The sequence below is a fragment of the Nocardioides sp. HB32 genome, from assembly GCF_054058995.1.
The window spans coordinates 2,271,628-2,286,836 of the sequence record NZ_JBSSBS010000001.1 but is presented as its reverse complement, the minus strand read 5'-3'; the positions used below and the strand labels follow the sequence as shown (position 1 = coordinate 2,286,836).

At 72.9% G+C, this 15,209-nt stretch carries 13 protein-coding genes; 5 read left to right on the top strand and 8 right to left on the bottom strand.

Going from position 1 to position 15,209, the window contains the following annotated elements; all coding sequences use genetic code 11:
- Nucleotides 1-8: 8 nt before the first annotated feature.
- The gene (locus tag ACVW2K_RS11650; protein WP_457202618.1) at nt 9-944 is read right to left on the bottom strand and encodes an FAD-dependent oxidoreductase; all 936 of its coding nucleotides are present in this window, start codon (nt 942-944) and stop codon (nt 9-11) included.
- Nucleotides 945-1,010: 66 nt separating this feature from the next.
- Here ACVW2K_RS11650 and ACVW2K_RS11645 point away from each other — a divergent pair, with 66 nt between their 5' ends.
- The 3 genes from ACVW2K_RS11645 to ACVW2K_RS11635 are packed head-to-tail and all read left to right on the top strand — an operon-like array spanning nt 1,011 to nt 4,421.
- On the top strand, nt 1,011-2,042 hold the full coding sequence (locus ACVW2K_RS11645; protein WP_457202617.1) for an alpha/beta hydrolase: 1,032 nt from the start codon (nt 1,011-1,013) through the stop codon (nt 2,040-2,042).
- A 35-nt stretch (nt 2,043-2,077) separates the two neighbouring features.
- Nucleotides 2,078-3,895, top strand: coding sequence for a right-handed parallel beta-helix repeat-containing protein (locus tag ACVW2K_RS11640; RefSeq protein ID WP_457202616.1), 1,818 nt, complete (start codon nt 2,078-2,080; stop codon nt 3,893-3,895).
- Nucleotides 3,885-4,421: a hypothetical protein gene (locus tag ACVW2K_RS11635; RefSeq protein WP_457202615.1), complete on the top strand. Its 537-nt coding sequence runs from the start codon at nt 3,885-3,887 to the stop codon at nt 4,419-4,421. The genes ACVW2K_RS11640 and ACVW2K_RS11635 overlap by 11 nt, the downstream gene beginning before the upstream one ends.
- Before the next feature lie 46 nt (nt 4,422-4,467).
- Here ACVW2K_RS11635 and ACVW2K_RS11630 read toward each other — a convergent pair whose 3' ends face one another.
- From ACVW2K_RS11630 to ACVW2K_RS11615, 4 genes are all read right to left on the bottom strand, one after another.
- Nucleotides 4,468-4,992 carry a ferritin gene (locus ACVW2K_RS11630; protein WP_028637566.1) on the bottom strand — a complete coding sequence of 175 codons (525 nt, stop codon included), beginning with the start codon at nt 4,990-4,992 and terminating at the stop codon, nt 4,468-4,470.
- A gap of 20 nt (nt 4,993-5,012) precedes the next feature.
- Nucleotides 5,013-5,210 (bottom strand): hypothetical protein, encoded by a 198-nt coding sequence (locus ACVW2K_RS11625; protein ID WP_028637565.1) that lies wholly within the window; start codon nt 5,208-5,210, stop codon nt 5,013-5,015.
- Between the two features lie 161 nt (nt 5,211-5,371).
- Entirely contained in the window at nt 5,372-7,390 is a 2,019-nt protein-coding gene (locus tag ACVW2K_RS11620) for a protein meaA (protein WP_457202614.1), read from the bottom strand.
- 81 nt (nt 7,391-7,471) lie between these two features.
- Entirely contained in the window at nt 7,472-7,780 is a 309-nt protein-coding gene (locus ACVW2K_RS11615) for an STAS domain-containing protein (RefSeq protein WP_457202613.1), read from the bottom strand.
- Nucleotides 7,781-7,973: 193 nt separating this feature from the next.
- On the opposite strand from ACVW2K_RS11615, the gene ACVW2K_RS11610 reads away from it, so the two are divergent.
- Complete coding sequence (locus tag ACVW2K_RS11610) at nt 7,974-8,546, top strand: cob(I)yrinic acid a,c-diamide adenosyltransferase (protein ID WP_457202612.1); 573 nt, start codon at nt 7,974-7,976, stop codon at nt 8,544-8,546.
- A 16-nt stretch (nt 8,547-8,562) separates the two neighbouring features.
- Here ACVW2K_RS11610 and ACVW2K_RS11605 read toward each other — a convergent pair whose 3' ends face one another.
- Together ACVW2K_RS11605 and ACVW2K_RS11600 are read right to left on the bottom strand one after the other, a co-directional pair.
- Entirely contained in the window at nt 8,563-9,723 is a 1,161-nt protein-coding gene (locus ACVW2K_RS11605; protein ID WP_028637561.1) for an MFS transporter, read from the bottom strand.
- Between the two features lie 71 nt (nt 9,724-9,794).
- Nucleotides 9,795-13,118, bottom strand: coding sequence for a BTAD domain-containing putative transcriptional regulator (locus tag ACVW2K_RS11600; RefSeq protein WP_457202611.1), 3,324 nt, complete (start codon nt 13,116-13,118; stop codon nt 9,795-9,797).
- 138 nt (nt 13,119-13,256) lie between these two features.
- Here ACVW2K_RS11600 and ACVW2K_RS11595 point away from each other — a divergent pair, with 138 nt between their 5' ends.
- Nucleotides 13,257-14,678: an FAD-binding oxidoreductase gene (locus ACVW2K_RS11595; RefSeq protein WP_457202610.1), complete on the top strand. Its 1,422-nt coding sequence runs from the start codon at nt 13,257-13,259 to the stop codon at nt 14,676-14,678.
- 56 nt (nt 14,679-14,734) lie between these two features.
- Here ACVW2K_RS11595 and ACVW2K_RS11590 read toward each other — a convergent pair whose 3' ends face one another.
- Nucleotides 14,735-15,184, bottom strand: coding sequence for a DUF2550 domain-containing protein (locus ACVW2K_RS11590; RefSeq protein WP_028637558.1), 450 nt, complete (start codon nt 15,182-15,184; stop codon nt 14,735-14,737).
- Nucleotides 15,185-15,209 lie beyond the last annotated feature (25 nt).

The window sequence follows — 15,209 nt, the reverse complement described above, 5'->3', positions numbered from 1 at the left end:
CGCCGACCCTAGCCGCTGGGACGAGCACTCGCCGGGCGACGCTCCACGAGCGCGACCACCTCGTCCGCGACACCCCAGCTGAGGGTGACTCCCGCGCCACCGTGCCCGTAGCAGTGCACGACGTCCCCGGCCCGCTCCAGGCGCACCGCCGGCCGCACCGGTCGCAGCCCGACCTTGTGCCGCAGCACCCGGGCGCCGCGCACCGCCGGCACCAGGCGCGCCGCCCGCTCCAGGATGTCCTCGGTCGCCACCGGGTCCGGCGTCCGGCTCCACTCGCCCTCGACGTCGCTGCTGCCGACGACGACGTCGTGCGCGCGGGGGACGACGTACGTCGGGCCCGCCTCGTCGAGCCACCACCGGTCGAGGCCGAACTGCTCGACGTGCACGACCTGGCCGCGCACCGGAACGACCGTGCGGTCGGACCCGAGCAGCCGGGCGCCCAGGCCCGAGCAGTTCAGGACCAGTCCCTCCGTCGGCAGGCCGCCGAGGTTGAGCCGGGTGATCGTGCCTCCGGCCGCTTCCACCCGCCCCGCCAGCCAGTCGAGGTAGCGGCTGGTGTCGGCGACCGGCGTGGTGAACCGCAGCCCCTCGCCCCAACCCGCCGGCACGTCGCGGGTCCGCTCGAGCGCCGGCACCGCCCCCGCCCACCAGGGCTCCGGCGCGGCCCCCGCGAACACCTGGGTCCCCGGCACCATGCGCACGCCGGACTCCGGGTCCGTGTCGGCGATCGCGTCGAACACGGCGTACGACGTGGCGGCCCAGGCGGTGACCCGGTCCTGCGGGAGTGCGCGGTACGGGTACCAGAAGGCCGCTCCCACGGCGGAGGAAGTCTCCCGCGGCAGGTCCCGGGCCACGACGTCGACGCGGTGACCGGCCTCGAGCAGGCGCACCGCGCAGGTCAGCCCCACCACGCCCGCACCGACCACGAGGACTCGTCCCGCCATGGATGCAGTCTGGCGCGAACAACATCACATTTCGCCCCGGCCGCCTATTGACGTAGGTTCAACAGCGTGAGGCCGACCCTTCTCGGAGTCCTGACCGCCCTCGTCGCCACGCTGCTCGCGGCCCCGGCCGCGACCGCCGCCTCCCCGCAGGTGGAGTCGCGCGTGGGGTCGCGGGGAGTGGTCTTCGACGTCGAGAACACCAACGCCACCTCGGTCCTCTGTGCACCGGACAACCGGTCGTACCACCTGCGCGGCCGACTCGTCGGTCCCGCGCAGGACCTCGACGGCATCGGCGGTGCGCTGCGGGTCAACGTGCTGGTGCACGACTTCGGCACCGGCGGCTGGTTCTGGAACCTGGCCGGCCACCCGGCGTACGACTACGCGACCCGGCTCGCCGAGCACGGCGAGACGTCGCTGGTCCTCGACCGGCTCGGGTACGGCACCAGCCGGCTCCCCGATGGCGACGCGACCTGCCTCGGCGCCCAGGCCGACATGCTGCACCAGGTCGTCCAGCACCTGGCCTCCGGCCAGTACCGGTTCACCAACCCCGACCTCGGTTCGACGCCCGCCGCCGCGCACGTCGTCACCCAGGGCCACGGCGTCGGCGCGGCGATCGCCCAGGTCGAGGCCGGGACGTTCAACGACGTGGACGGGCTGGTGCTGATGTCGTGGACCGACCGGGGTGCGACCGCGCTCGCCACCCGGACCGCGGCCCGGCAGAGCCGGGACTGCGCCGGCACCGACTACGCGCCGTTCGCGGCCACCAGGGCGGACTTCCGGAGCCTGATGTTCGCGACCGCCCCGGCCGCGGTGCAGCGTGCCGCCGCCAGTCGCCGGAGCGAGGACCCGTGCGGCGACGTCGGCAGCCTCAGCCCGTTCCTGCTCGCGTCGAACCTCGCGGCGGGCAAGGTCGACGCACCGGTCCTCCTGCTGTACGGCGGCCACGACAAGCTCAACCGCGCGTCGGCACGCGACGCCCAGGCGTCGTCGTACCCGGCGAAGGTGACGACGAAGATCTTCCGCGGCGCCGGCAGCGCGCTGCCGCTGGAGAGGTCCGCCGACCGGGTGCGGGCCGCCGTGCTGCGCTGGCTGGGTTGACGTAACCCGGGTCACACCGGCCTCGTTGGGGCGGCATGTCCCGACGCGCCCTCGCCCTCGTGGTCCTGATGCTCTCGGTGGCCTGGGCCGCTCCCGCCGCCGCCCACGAGGAGCGGCCCGCCCAGTTCCCCGACGGCACCGGGCACCGGCCCCACTTCCTCGGCTGGGACAACACCCGGCAGCGCGTGGTCTGCCACGGCGACAGCGCCGCTGCGGTCGCTGCGCTCCCCGCCGGCGCCGCGAAGCAGCGCAGCGAGCGGCTGCTCCGGGCCTGCCGGTTCCACTCCATCCAGGACGCCGTGACCTCGATCAGGCACCGCAGGACGTCGATCTACGTGTTGCCGGGCGTCTACCACGAGTCGAAGTACGCCGACGCGAAGCGCAGCTACTACTGCTCGCACCTCAAGACGGAGTCCACCTCGCCGCTGCTGTCCTCGGAGTACATCGGCAGCATCTCCTCCCCCGACCCCGGCGCCGAGAAGGAGGCCGCGGCCTCCGGGGAGACCAACCCGATCGCCCTGTCGTACGCCGACCAGCGCACGTGCGCCCACAACCTCAACCTGATCGCCCTGTTCGGCGACCGGACGCCGAACGACGACAGCATCCGCTGCAACAGCAGGTTCTGCGGCACCCAGCTGATCGGCACCGGCGCGAAGCCGACCGACGTCATCGTCGACAACCGGTTCACGAAGCTGAACGCGATCCGCGCCGACCGGATGGGGGGCTTCTACCTGAGCAACATGACCTTCCAGCAGTCGGAGTTCAACTCGATCTACGTGATGGAGACCGACGGGTTCGTGCTCGACCGGGTCGTCGCGCGGGGCAACGACGAGTACGGCGTCCTCGCCTTCGCCAGCGACCACGGCCTGATCCAGGACTCGGAGGCCTACTACAACGGCGACTCCGGCTTCTACCCCGGCTCCGGCTCGGACCTCAACGCCGACAACCCCGACTTCAAGGCCACCCGTTACGCCATCGAGATCCGTGGCAACTCCAGCCACGACAACACGCTCGGCTACTCGGGGACGGCCGGCAACTCGATCTGGGCGCACGACAACCAGTTCTTCGACAACGCCACCGGCATCGCCACCGACTCGCTGTTCCCCGGCCACCCCGGCCTGCCGCAGGACCACGCCCGCTGGAGCCACAACGACATCCACTCCAACAACTCGAACTGGTACGCCAGGTTCGTCGACACCGGCGTCTGCGCGGAGCCGATGGAGGACCGCGACTACCTCCACGGCACGGTGTGCCCGGTCGTCCCGACCCCCGTCGGCACCGGTGTCCTGATCGCCGGCGGCAACTTCGACTCCACCGACCACAACTGGATCTACGACAACTGGCGGTACGGCACCATGCAGTTCTGGGTCCCTGCCGTGCTGCGGGACGACTACGACCCGTCACACCTCTACGACACCTCGAACGACAACCACACCTTCGAGAACCAGATGGGCATCGACCCCCACGGCGCCGAGCGGCCCAACGGCATGGACCACTGGTGGGACGACCAGGGCACCGGCAACTGCTGGGAGGACAACCACTACGGCTCGGCCGGCCGGACCGACAACTTCACCGTCGACCCGGCCTCGTGTGCCGACGGGGGCTCGGTGTTCCTGCCCGGTGCGGCGGTCAAGGACGCGGGGTTCCTCAGCTGCAGCCAGTACGACCGCAACGACCCCACCTGGAACCACCCCGCGGGCTGCACGTGGTTCGACGACCCGGCCAGGCCCGGCGCCCGCCCGGCCGACCGGCCCGACTCGTCGGCGGTCCTGGTCGCACCTCTGGCGCTGACCGGCGCGGCGCTGGCGCTGGGGATCGGCGTCGTACGCCGGCGGTGGACCCGTGCTGCGTAGGTTCGCCCTGGTCGGCGTCCTGCTGCTGCTGGTGCTCGCCGGCGGCGGTGTCGCGCTGGCGCGCACGTCACCGTCGCTGACGGCATCCGGGCCGACGTCGGTGTCCGGCACCGAGGCGTCCGCCGTGTTCACCATCGCCGACCGCACCGTCCGTCAGGTCCGGTACGCCGACGGCGGGACGCTGCGCTACACGTTCCGGCTCAGGAACGACGAGCGGGTGCCGGTCGAGGTGCGCGGGCTGTCCGACCAGCAGCCGCCGTCCCGCCTGTTCCACCCGACCGGCCTCACGCCGGTCCAGCTCGGCCCGGGCGAGTCCGCGGACGTCACGCTCGCGCTGCACATGAGCGGCTGCGAGACGCTGTCCGCGCGGGCGGGCGCGTTCGTGACCGAGGTGTTGCTGCGCGTCGAGCGCGGCGGCGTGCTGACCGACGACGTGACGGTCTCGCTCCCCGAGGAGCTGCACACCGGCTCGCCGCGCGAGGCGTTCTGCCCGAACTCCACGGCGACCTCGCGGCCGCCGGGCTGAGCGGATCCGCTGGTGGTGGGCGGGCGAGCCGCGTGCCGACGTACGGTCAGGCGCCGGCCTGGCGCGGCGCGGTCGGGTCGGTGCCCTCCACGCCCTGCTCGCGCGCGACGTACTCCTCGATGTCCTCGATGTCGTCGCGGTTGCGGGTGGTGACCGCGAGCAGGTCGCTCATCGTCGCGACCTCCTCGACCTGCTCCTTGATGAACCACTGCATGAACTGCTCGGAGGCGAAGTCGCCCTCCTCGCGGGCGACCCGCAGCAGCCCGTTGACCTGCTCGGTGACCCGCTTCTCCTGGTCGAGTGCCAGGTTCACGGGTGCGACGACGTCGTCGAACGCGCTCACCGGCGCCGGGACGGCCGGGATCACGACCTCGCTGTCGGTGTCGAGGAGGTACTGGATCATCATCGCGGCGTGCGCTCGCTCCTCGAGAGCCTGGCCGTAGAAGAACGCCGCCATCCGCGGCATCGTCAGGGCGTCGAAGTAGACGGCGCAGGCGAGGTACTGGTTGTGCGCAGCCAGCTCGTTGCCGATCTGGACGTTCAGCTGGTCCGCGAAGCGGGCAGCGACCACGGGGGCTCCTCGGGTGGGGGTCAGGCGGCCTTGGCGAGCTTCTTCTTGGAGACCTTCTTGCCGTCCAGACGGACCAGCTCGCGCTTCCTGACCGTATACCCCTCGGGCAGCGTGCCGTTCTTGAGCATGCGCAGCGGGCAGCGTCCGCACTTCGACGCGGAGACGCAGCACTTCGTCTTGGGCAGCTTCGCCTTCTTCGCCCGGGACTTCTTCGCCACGGACGAGATCGTAACACGCGAACTTAGGCGAGGCTAACCTCGCACGGACGGCTGATACCCGGGGGTTGCCGGGGGAAACCCGACGACACGCCGGGCCTGCGTCGGCGTGTCCGCGGGTTTCTCCGGTCAGCCGGAGAAACCCGCCCCCCGCCGCCGCACCCTCAGTCCAGCCCGTGCGCCCGGCGGATCACGTCGACGATGCCGTCCATGATCTCGGTCAGGCCGAAGTCCTTGGGGGTGTAGACGGCGGCGACGCCCAGCTCGAGCAGCCGGCGACCGTCGGAGTCGGGGATGATCCCGCCGACGATCACCGGCACGTCGCGGAGGCCGGCCGCCTCGAGGCCGTCGAGCACGGCGGGCACCAGCTCCATGTGCGAGCCCGAGAGGATCGACAGGCCGACGCAGTGCACGTCCTCGGCGACCGCGCCGGCGACGATCTGCTCGGGGGTGAGCCGGATGCCCTGGTAGACGACCTCGAAGCCCGCGTCGCGGGCGCGTACGGCGACCTGCTCGGCGCCGTTCGAGTGACCGTCGAGCCCGGGCTTGCCGACCAGCAGCCGGAGCCGGCCGCCCCTGCCGCCGCTCAGCTCGTCGCCGGTCTCCTTCACCCGGGCGCGTACGGCGGCGAGCTCGTCGCCCCCGTCGGAGACGCCGATCGCGCCGCTGACGCCGGTCGGCCCGCGGTACTCGCCGAACACCTCGCGCAGCGTCCCGGCCCACTCCCCCGTGGTCGCGCCCGCGCGTGCCGCCACCAGGGTCGGCCCCATCAGGTTCGTCTCGGTCTTGGCGGCCCCGGCGAGCGCGGCGAGCGCGGCGGCGACCGCGGCCTCGTCGCGCTGCGCCTTCCACTCCTCGACACTGGCCAGCGCGGCCTTCTCGGCATCCGGGTCCGCGGCCATGATCGCGGCGTCGAGGTCGGCGGTCAGCGGCGAGGGCTCGGTCGTCTCGAACCTGTTGACGCCGACGATGACCTCCTCACCGGACTCGATCCGGGCTCGCCGGACCGCGTGCGAGGAGACCAGCTCCTGCTTCATGTACTCGACCGCGGCGATCGCGCCGCCCATCGCCTGGACGCGGTCGATCTCGGCGCGCGCGCCCTCGACCAGCTCCGCGACCTTGGCCTCGATGACGTGCGAGCCCTCGAAGATGTCGTCGTACTCGAGCAGGTCGGACTCGAAGGCGAGCACCTGCTGCAACCGCAGCGACCACTGTTGGTCCCAGGGTCGCGGCAGGCCGAGCGCCTCGTTCCACGCCGGCAGCTGGAGCGCCCGGGCGCGCGCGTCCTTGGAGAGCGTCACACCGAGCATCTCCAGCACGATCCGCTGGACGTTGTTCTCGGGCTGGGCCTCGGTGAGGCCGAGCGAGTTGACCTGCACGCCGTACCGGAACCGGCGCATCTTGGCGTCCTGCACGCCGTACCGCTCACGCGTGATGTCGTCCCAGAGCCGTCCGAAGGCCCGCATCTTGCAGGTCTCCTCGATGAACCGGACGCCGGCGTTGACGAAGAACGAGATCCGGCCGACGACCTTCTCGAAGTCGTCGGCGTCGACCTGGCCGGCGTCCTTCACCGTGTCGAGGACCGCGATCGCCGTGCACAGCGCGTACGCCAGCTCCTGCGTCGGCGTGGCCCCGGCCTCCTGCAGGTGGTAGCTGCAGATGTTGATCGGGTTCCACTTCGGGATCTGGTGGACGGTGTAGGCGATCATGTCGGCGATGAGCCGCATCGAGGCCTCGGGCGGGAACGCGTAGGTCCCGCGGGAGAGGTACTCCTTGATGATGTCGTTCTGCGTGGTGCCGGCCAGCTGGGCGGCGACGTCCTCGGGCGACAGCTCGGGGTTCTGCTCCTCGGCGACCACCTGGTACATCGCGAGCATCCACATCGCGACCGCGTTGATGGTCATCGACGTGTTCATCCCCGTGAGCGGGATGTCCGCGAACAGCCGGCGCATCTCACCGAGGTGCGGGACCGGTACGCCGACCTTGCCGACCTCGCCGCGCGCGAGCGGCGAGTCGGGGTCGTACCCGGTCTGGGTCGGGAGGTCGAAGGCGACCGACAGGCCGGTCTGGCCCTTGGCGAGGTTGGTCCGGTACAGCGCGTTGGACGCGGCGGCCGTCGAGTGCCCGGCGTAGGTCCGCATCACCCACGGCCGGTCCTTCTCGGGCCTGTCCTTCTCGGTCATGGCACCGAGGGTAGGACGGCAGCTACCGATTGGTAACCGCGTGTGGGGTATCCGACACGACGGTGGCGACCGTGGCGTGGCTCACGCGGTCGCGGCGGCCCGCTCCACTGCCACGAAGCGGCTGAGCCGGGACAGGTGCAGCATCCTGCGGACCGCGGAGTTGCAGCCTCTCAGCGTGAGGTGGTGGCCCCTGCGGGTGGCCTGGCGGGTGGCGACCGCGAGCACCTTGAGCGCGGTCATGTCGATGGTGGTCACGCCGGTGAGGTCGACGACGACGTCCTGGTCGTGGCCCTCGAGAAGGTCGTAGATCGCGGTGCGGACCTCCCACGTGCTGCGCACGTCGAAGTCGCCGTCGAGCAGGAGGATCGGTCCGTCGGTGATGATCTCCATGGCTGCTGCCCCCGTCCTCCGGGGCCCTGAGACGCCCCGGTCGCTCCATCTGCCGATGGTTGCCTGTCAACCACTATGACGCCGTGGACCTCCGATCGGTTGCGTCGCCCGATCGGGAAATCCGCCGTGTCGCGTCCGGTGGCGCCGGCGTACCCGCCGGGATGGGCGGTCCGGACCCGGCTACGCTCCCGTCATGGTCAACCTCACCCGGATCTACACGCGCACCGGCGACGGCGGGGAGACCCGGCTGGGCGACATGAGCGTGACCCGCAAGACCGACCTGCGGCTCGCGGCGTACGCCGACGTCGACGAGGCGAACGCGCAGATCGGGCTGGCGCTGGCGAGCGGCGGGCTGGCCGAGGACGTGGTGCGGGTGCTCACCACCGTGCAGAACGACCTGTTCGACGTCGGCGCCGACTTCTGCACCCCGGTCGCCCCCGACCCGGAGTACCCGCCCCTGCGGATCGAGCAGGCGTACGTCGACCGGCTCGAGGGCTGGTGCGACGAGTACAACGAGCACCTGCCGACGCTGCGCTCCTTCATCCTCAACGGGGGTACGCCGGGCGCCGCCCTGCTGCACGTCGCGCGCACGGTCGTCCGGCGGGCCGAGCGCTCGGCCTGGGCGGCCTTCGAGGTGTACGGGTCCTCGATGAACCCCCTGGCGATCACCTACCTGAACCGGCTCTCCGACCTGCTCTTCATCCTGGCCCGGCACGCGAATCGCGAGAACGGCGACGTGCTGTGGGTGCCGGGAGGCGAACGCTAGGAGCGGACCACGGCCCTCAGCGGGACACTCGCTGCCGCTCCCGCGCCGCGAAGACGGTGACCGCGGCGGGGACCATCAGGGCGGCGATGACCAGCAGGGTCCGCAGTGTCCCGACGTGGTCGGCGAGCAGACCGAGGAAGGGCGGGCCGGCGAGGAACGCCGAGTAGCCGATCGTGGACACCACGCTGACCCGTCGGGCCGCGCGGAGCGGGTCGTCGGCGGCGGCGCTCATGCCGACCGGGAAGCCCAGGGACGCCCCCAGGCCCCACACGACGATGCCGATCGCGACCGGGACCACGGCGCCGCCGAAGACGACGAGCAGGATGCCCGCGAAGGCCGCGGCCGAGCAGCCCCACAGCACCGGTGCCCGGCCGAACCGGTCGAGCACGACCGGCCCGTAGAGCCGGCCGGCCATCATCGAGCTGACGAACAGCGCGAAGCCGGCGACGCCGACCCAGTGGCGTACGTCGTACCCGTCGATGAGCGCGAGCGAGAGCCAGTCGTTGGCGGCTCCCTCCGAGAGCGCGAACGCGAGCACCATGACGCCGATGGCCAGCGTGCGGGGCTCCCGCCACGGGGAGCACGCGACGGCCTGCCGCTCCTCGTGGGTGGCGACCGGCGGGAGATAGGTGCCGGCAGCCCGCCAGGTCGCGGCCGCGGCGAGCACCGCGAACGCCGGGATGTGGAGGAGCAGCGGGGCGTGCACGGCAGCCATCGGCACGCCGATCGCCGCGCCGGTGAACGTGCCGAGGCTCCAGCCCGCGTGGAACCGCGGCATGATCGTGCGCCCCAGCTGCCGCTCGACCTCCGCGGCCTCGACGTTCATCGACACATCCCAGACGGCCGTGCCCACACCGTCGACGAGCAAACCGAGCGCGGTGAGCAGCACGAGGTCGCTGACGACGCCGACGGCCGCGACCGTCAGCCCGCCCGCGACCAGGATCGCGCCGAGGCGGGTCACCGCGGTCGCACCGAGCCGGTCGATGAGCCGCCCGCTCAGGGGCAGCGCGACGACGGAGCCGAGGGAGATCGAGAGCAGGAGCAGGCCGAGGGCGCCGTTGTCGAGGTCCAGGCCGCTGCGGATGTCGGGCAGCCGGGAGACCAGGGTGGCGAAGCAGAACCCGTTCAGCGCGAAGCTCGCGGCAACGGCGTTGCGGGTGTGGAGCAGGGACGGCACCGCCCCAGCCTCGCCGATCACGGGCCTCCCTCCAAACCCGCTCTTGACCGGTCCAGATGGTGGGCCCGGACCTAGAAGCCGTGCTCCTCGCGCAGGCCCCGGAGCCACGCCGCCACGAGCGGGACGTCCCACGCGTCGGCGAGCGCGAGCGCGTCCTCGGCGTGCTTCGCCGCGAGCTCGCGCTCCCCCGTCGCGGCCGCGGCCAGGGCCAGGTAGGAGTCCACCGGACCCAGGGCGAGCGAGGAGCCGGCGCAGGTGTTGAGTCCCGCGAGGGGGGCGAGCCTCGCGTACGCCCCCGCGGCGAGGGCGGGATCGCCGAGGTAGAGCGACAGCTCCGCAGCGTGCGCCCACGCGAGCAGCGAGATGTCGTTGTCGTGGTCGAGGGGCGCACCGCGCTCGGCGTACACCTGGCGTGCGTTGTCGTGCTCACCGGCCCGCCAGAGGTACACCGCGACGCTCGCGCCGAAGGGGTACGGCGTGGCGTCGAACCCGTCCAGCACCGGCACCATCTCGCCGGGTCGGCCCTGCCACAGCCGGATCGCGAGCAGGGCGGCGGCCATGCTCTCGTCGACGTTGTGGTGCGAGAGCCGGCTGCCCAGCTCCTTCAGCTCACCGAGCAACCGCTCGCACTCCTCGAACCGGCCGGCCATCGCGTGCCACGGGATCTCCAGCCCACCGAGGACCAGCTCGCCGAACGCGATCCGCTGCTGCTGCGCCGCCGACCGGGCCTCCTCGATCGCCCGCCACATCTCCTCGGTCCGCCCGACCTCGCTGAGCACGGCGGCGTGCAGGGTCGCACAGACGACGTACGCGCGCTCGTTCCGCGTCGACCGGGCCAGGTCCCGGGCCTCCCGGACCAGCGCGACGCGCTCGACCGCGGTGTCGGCCGTCCACAGCGCGACGAACACGACCTGGCAGGCGAACATCAGGAGCAGCGGGTCGTCGAGGCGTCGGGCCATCGCCAGGCCCTCGTCGCAGAGCGCGCGGCGCTCCTCCCAGGAGACCGTGTCGTAGAGCTCGTTGGCCAGCGCCAGCATGGTGCGACAGCGCAGGTCGCTGTCGTCCGCGGGCAGCCGGTCCAGGCTGCCGCGCAGGGCGCCGACGACCTCCTCGTTGACGTCGCCCGGCGGACCGGAGCGCCACAGCACGCCCTCGGTCGTCGCGATCGCGGCACGGGCGACGGCCTCGGGGTCGCGCAGCTGCTTGCCGACCTCGATCGCCTGCTCCACCGTCGCGACCAGGTCGGGCAGCTGCGCCGCCCAGCGGTACGCCTCGATCAGCGCCATCAGCACGTCGTACCGGTCGCGCAGGGTCGCCTGCCCGTCGGTGTCCAGCGACACGAGCGCGCCCTCCAGCAGCTCGGCCGCCTGGTCGTAGGCGTAGAACCGGCGCGCCACCGCTGCGGCCTCCACGGCGGAGCGCCAGGCCCGGTCGCCGTACGACGGGCCGGCCTCGTGCCAGTGCCGCGCCACCTCGGTCTCGCGACCCGGCACGCCGGTGAGCGCGTCGGCGACCCGGGCGTGCAACCGGGCGCGACGACTCGCGCTCATCCCGGAGCGGAGGGTGTCGCGGACCAGGGCGTGCGCGAACAGGTACCGGTCGATGCCGTCCTCGCGCACCAGCCCCGCGGCCTGGGCGGGCTCGATCACGTCCAGCAGGTCGTCCTCGTCGATGCCGGTGACGGTCGCCAGGGTCGGGGTGTCGAACTGCCGGCCGATGACCGCCGCAGCCCGGAGCGCAGCCACGGTCTGCTCCGGCAGCCGCAGCAATCGGCGGTTGATCACGTCGGCGACCGCGGTCGGCAGCTCGTCGCCGGGCGCTCCCCGCTCCGCCGCCAGCCGGGCCAGCTCGACCAGGAAGAACGGGTTGCCGTCGGTACGGTCGCGCAGCGCGGCAGCCTCGGCGGCGTCGAGCCCACGGCTCGTGACACTCTCGAAGACCGACGCCGCGTCGGTCGGCGGCAGGCCCGAGAGCTGGAGCCGCAGCGCGTGCATCCGGGCCAGCGTCTCGGCTACGTCCGCGAGCGCGCCGGACGGCTCGGGGTGCGCGCGCCACGTGGTCACCAGCATCAGGCGGGCCTGGTCGGTGGTCTCCACGAGCAGCCGGAGGACGCGCAGCGACGAGGTCTCGGCCCAGTGCAGGTCGTCGAGGACGACCACCGTGGGCTGCTCCTGCGCGGCGGCACGGATCGTGTCCGCGATCCGCTCCCAGGCGCGGAACTGGCCACCCTCGCCCTCGTCGGCCGGCGCCTCGTCGAGCAGGCTCGCGCCGAGCCCGTCGAGCACCGTCTTCCAGGGCCACAGCGGCGGGGCGCCGTCGTCCTGGGAGCAGCGTCCGACCAGCACGCGGAGTCCCCGGTGCCGGGCGCGGACCACCAGCTCGGCCGCCAGCCGTGACTTGCCGATGCCCGGGTCGCCGGTGATGACGGCGTACGCCGGCGCGCCCCGCTCGGCCGCCCCGACCAGCTCGAGGAGGGACGCCAGCTCGGCGTCCCGGCCGAGCATCGGCCACGGCGCGACCTGCTCGGCCGCGGGGTGGACGGCCGGGGCGGGCGCCGCGGGAACGGCCACCGTCGGCGTGCTGCCGGCGTCGGGCGCCACCCAGTCGAGACCGGGGTCCTGGCGCAGCACCGCTGTCTGGAGATCGCGCAGCTCGGCCGACAGTTCCAGGCCGAGCTCCTCGTCGAGCACCTCGCGCACCCGGCGCAGCACGTCCAGCGCGTCGGCCTGCCTGCCCGAGCGGGTCAGGGCGAGGGCCCGGAGCGCCCACAGCCGCTCCCGCAGCGGATGCGCGGCGGTCAGCGCCTCGAGCTCCGCGGCGACGGTGGCGTGGCGGCCGAGGGCAAGCCCGCCCACGGCCCGGTCCTCCAGGCCGATCAGGCGCAGCTCCTCGAGCCGCGCCCGCTCGGCCACCGCGCTGTCGGCGTCCCCGAGCTCGCCGTACGGCGTGCCCCGCCAGCTCGCCAGCGCCTCGTCGAGGGCAGCGACCACCGCGGTCAGCCGTCCCTCGTCGAGCGGCGAGCGGCCCCACCCGAGCGGCTGGAGGGTGCGGTGCGCGGTGGTCACGGCCTGCTCGAAGCGGTGGGCGTCGACGCTCTCGTCGGGCACACGCAGCGCATACCCGGGAGCCACGGTGACCAGCACGGTCGCGGGCGCCCGCCGCTGCCGGTCCGGCTCGAGCACGCGGCGCAGCTGGGACACGTAGGCCTGCAGCGTCGCCGTCACCCCCGGTGGCGGCGAGTCGTCCCACAGCAGGTCCACGATCGCGTCGACCGACACCGGCCACCCCCGCGACAGCGCGAGCGCGGCGACCAGCGCCCGCTGCTTCGGCGTACCGAGATCGACGGGCGCTCCCGCCAGGCTGACCTCGATCGGACCGAGGACGGACACCTCCACGGGCACAGCGTAGGGAGCCGCGGCCTCCTCCGCTCCCGAACCGGCTCCAAGTCGGCTCGAAGCCGACTCCAAGTCGTGACCTGCATGGTCATCCCACCGACCAGACCCAACGAGTCACACCGAACCAGGAGTCACCACATGACCATCGACCTCGACACCCAGAGGACCGCCACCGCCGCCGACACCTTCCGCGGCCTGCTCGACGGCCGCGTGCACGTCCCCGGCGACCCCGGCTACGACGCCGCTCGCGTCGCGTGGAACTTCGCGGTCGACCAGCGCCCGGCCGCCGTCGCGGTTCCGCGCACCGCCGCCGAGGTCGCCACCGTCGTCCGCCTCGCCGCCGAGTGCGGCCTCCGGGTCGCCCCGCAGAGCACCGGCCACAACGCCGGCCCGCTGGCCGCCCAGGGCCTCGCCGACGTGGTCATCGTGCGCACGAGCGAGATGTCCTCCGCCATCGCCGACCCGGTCCGCGGCATCGTGCGGGTCGAGGGCGGCACCATCTGGGAGCCCGCCGTCGACGCGGCCGCCGCCCACGGACGCGCCGTCCTGCACGGCTCCTCCCCCGACGTCGGCATCGCCGGCTACTCGCTCGGCGGCGGCATCGGCTGGTACGCCCGCCGGCTCGGCCTGGCCACCAACAGCCTGACCGCGGTCGAGATCGTGATCGCCGACGGCACCCTGGTCCGCGCGGACGCCGAGAACAACCGCGAGCTGTTCTGGGCGGTCCGTGGCGGCGGCGGAAACTTCGGGGTCGTCACGGCTCTCGAGTTCAAGATGTTCGACATCCAGACGGCGTACGCCGGCATGCTGATGTGGAACCTGAAGGACATCGAGCCGGTGCTGCGCGAGTGGGCCGCCTGGGCGCCAGGCGCGCCGGACGAGGTCACCACCTCCTTCCGCGCGATGCGGCTCCCGGAGATGCCGGACCTGCCGGAGTTCCTGCGCGGCCAGGAGCTGGTCGTCATCGACGGCGCGGTGCTCGGCTCGGACGAGCGCGGCGAGGAGCTGCTCGCCGGCCTGCGTGCACTGCACCCGTTCATGGACACCTTCGCCCGGGTGCCCGCCAAGTCGCTGGTCCGGCTGCACATGGACCCGGAGCGCGGGGCGCCGTTCGCCTCGGACTCGGTCATGCTCGGGTCCTTCCCGGACGCCGCCGTGGACGCGTTCATCGGCGCCGTCGGCCCGGACGCGACCACCTCGCTGCTGATGGCCGAGCTGCGCCAGCTCGGTGGGGCGCTCGGCCGTCCCCACGAGGGTGGCGGCGTGCTGAACCGGCTCGACGCGCAGTTCCTCAGCTTCGGCGGCGGCATCGCGGCCACCCCGGAGATGGGCGCCCAGGCGCACGCCGACGCGGTGCGGCTGAGCGAGGCGCTCGCGCCGTTCGACAACGGCCGCCAGTACGCCAACTTCGCCGAGAACCCGGTCGACGCCCGGTCGATCTACGGCGCGGACGTGTGGACCCAGCTCACCGGGATCCGCAGCGCCGTCGACCCGCACGGCCTCTTCGCGGCGAACCACCGGGTCCCCCGGCTCCACGAGGACGGCGCGACCACTGCCTGACGCGTGCCCCGACGCCGAGTCGGCGCAGTCTCAGCTGAGACTGCGCCGACTCGGCGTCAGCGGGGGCCGCGGGTCCAGTCGGTCCCGGGCGGCCCGGCCTCGAGCCACGACTGGAAGCCCATCAGCGACCCCTCCGACATGGCCAGCTCCACGGGACCGGCCGGCGTCGTGCACGAGATGACGACGTGGTCGGGGTAGAGCGACATCTGCTCCGGCCCCTCGGGGTCCCGGCGTCCGGCGAACGTCAGCCGCGAGCGCTGCAGCACCCGCTTCGGCCGCGGCCAGAGCGAGAAGTAGCGGAACCACTCCAGGGACTCCCCGGAGTAGCGGCCGAGGCCGAGAAGCCAACCGCGCCCGGTCTTGACAGACCGGACGCGGTAGCTGAGCTCGAAGGTGCCGCCGTGGCGGGACAGCAGGCGGCGGCGGACGATCAGGCCCAGGCCGAAGAGCAGGACGACACCGAGCAGCACGCCGGCCGCGTCGAGCAGCCACTGCCACACCGGCATCCATGCCTCCATCCAGCCCGGGGTG

Bases quoted from the DNA above. Each gene is read 5' to 3' on its own strand.
- ACVW2K_RS11650 (WP_457202618.1), bottom strand. From the start codon at position 944: ATGGCGGGACGAGTCCTCGTGGTCGGTGCGGGCGTGGTGGGGCTGACC.
- ACVW2K_RS11640 (WP_457202616.1), top strand. From the start codon at position 2,078: ATGTCCCGACGCGCCCTCGCCCTCGTGGTCCTGATGCTCTCGGTGGCC.
- ACVW2K_RS11620 (WP_457202614.1), bottom strand. From the start codon at position 7,390: ATGACCGAGAAGGACAGGCCCGAGAAGGACCGGCCGTGGGTGATGCGG.
- ACVW2K_RS11615 (WP_457202613.1), bottom strand. From the start codon at position 7,780: ATGGAGATCATCACCGACGGACCGATCCTCCTGCTCGACGGCGACTTC.
- ACVW2K_RS11610 (WP_457202612.1), top strand. From the start codon at position 7,974: ATGGTCAACCTCACCCGGATCTACACGCGCACCGGCGACGGCGGGGAG.
- ACVW2K_RS11595 (WP_457202610.1), top strand. From the start codon at position 13,257: ATGACCATCGACCTCGACACCCAGAGGACCGCCACCGCCGCCGACACC.
- ACVW2K_RS11590 (WP_028637558.1), bottom strand. From the start codon at position 15,184: ATGCCGGTGTGGCAGTGGCTGCTCGACGCGGCCGGCGTGCTGCTCGGT.